This window comes from Mesotoga sp. HF07.pep.5.2.highcov, assembly GCF_003666285.1.
Classification (GTDB): domain Bacteria; phylum Thermotogota; class Thermotogae; order Petrotogales; family Kosmotogaceae; genus Mesotoga; species Mesotoga prima.
Map to the genome: position 1 here is coordinate 1 of NZ_JFHJ01000098.1, position 1,544 is coordinate 1,544.

At 42.4% G+C, this 1,544-nt stretch carries 2 protein-coding genes and 1 pseudogene; all 3 read left to right on the forward strand.

Going from position 1 to position 1,544, the window contains the following annotated elements; translation table 11 throughout:
* Window positions 1-495, forward strand: a pseudogene (locus BG32_RS01670) (oxidoreductase); the annotation flags it as partial.
* A gap of 15 nt (window positions 496-510) precedes the next feature.
* A complete protein-coding gene (locus BG32_RS01675) occupies window positions 511-969 on the forward strand; it encodes a hypothetical protein (protein WP_006492538.1) in 459 nt (152 codons plus the stop codon).
* Window positions 970-975: 6 nt separating this feature from the next.
* The coding region (locus tag BG32_RS01680; RefSeq protein WP_121526303.1) for a hypothetical protein at window positions 976-1,544 on the forward strand (569 nt) is incomplete at its 3' end.

Sequence of the window (1,544 nt, forward strand, 5' to 3'; positions counted from 1 at the left end):
GGGATTGTCACAACTTACGTTCACAAAATACTGAAAGTTGGAGACAGAATTAGGATTCTTGGACCTTTCGGTGATTTTTACTTGAGAGACACCGATTCAGATATAATATTCATTGCGGGTGGCTCTGGAATGGCTCCCATCAAATCAATAATTTATGACATGATGGAGAGAGAAGTGAAAAGAAATGCCTATTATTTCTTTGGAGCAAGAAGCAAGAGAGATCTCTTCTACCTTGAGGAGATGAAAGAGGTTGAAAGAAAGATGCCCAATTTTCATTTCATTCCAGCACTTTCTGATCCAGTGCCAGAAGATAATTGGGAAGGGGAAACTGGATTGATAACAGATGTTGTGGACAGGTATCTCTCCGAGCAAGGAGACGAGATTGACAGAGAAGCGTATCTCTGTGGCAGTCCGGGAATGATAAATGCCTGCATACGTGTCTTGATTAGGCACAAAGTACTCGAAGAAAAAATATTCTACGACAAATTCGGTTAGTGTGGAGGTGAGAAAATGAAACAAACTCCGGATTTCGACAGAATTCAAGAAAATATGAGAGCGGGAAATATCACCGGTCCTGGTTTTTTGGGTGATGATGACAGGAATCTTGTTGATATAATCAGTGAAGACCAGATAACCGTCAAAGAACTTGGCCTTACAAACGAGATTATCGCAGATAAACTGGAAATGCTTATGAAGGAGGGTGAAAGAGGATTCGGTTCCCCTGTGAAGGTCGACGATCGTTTTGTAGTGATTGTGGAGGAAAGCAGAGGTTACATTCCATGTCCATTTCGCCATGGTCATCTTTCAAAGAAGGTAAACGTCAATGTGAGAAATATCGCTCTGAAGGAAGAGATCGATTATTCGCCGATCTCCATTCACTTAATACGAGAACATGGATTTTTTCAGGGCAAAGGTTCACCTTATAGACTTGACCCCGCAAGAGTTGCAAAGATTCTAGAGTTGGTTTGACTGCAGATGGGAATTTTGAATTCAGGCAAGAACGGTAAGAAATATTCCTCGAGAAACAGAGCCCTGTTTACGGTCTTCTTTGTGGTATTGCTTATTGCCTTTGTATCGTATTATGCCTTTGGATACAAGATGGAAGTTGTAGTTCCTTCTGAGGATGTGAACCTTTCCGATTTGACCTTCAATGACGATGTTTTCTCTCTTCTTGGAGAAGCGCCGTTTCCACCAGACCAGGGTCTCGCAAACGGAGTCTCTGTGGACCGAGAAGACGGGGAGAGCATACGCGTATTTTATCCACCTGAGGATAATTCGGTTGTCTGCCTTCAGTTTGAGGTGAATTCCAGAAATATCAATGTGTATATTTGGAAGACATTTTCAGTTGATTCCGCAAGAAGCGTTTGGGACACGTTGTTTCTCGTGGAAGCGTCTGTGCTAACCAGGGATCTAGGAAGAATAAAAAAACCTGATTACTATTACGCAAAAATCGTCAGATTTGGAGGACGGGATCAAACTCTCATCTGGCAGAAAGGGAAATGGGTCGTGTTGGTGAAGAGTCCAGGATTTACGCTTGAAGAAGA

Excerpts from the sequence above, each read along its gene's own strand:
- BG32_RS01675 (WP_006492538.1), top strand. The coding sequence starts at position 511 with ATGAAACAAACTCCGGATTTCGACAGAATTCAAGAAAATATGAGAGCG.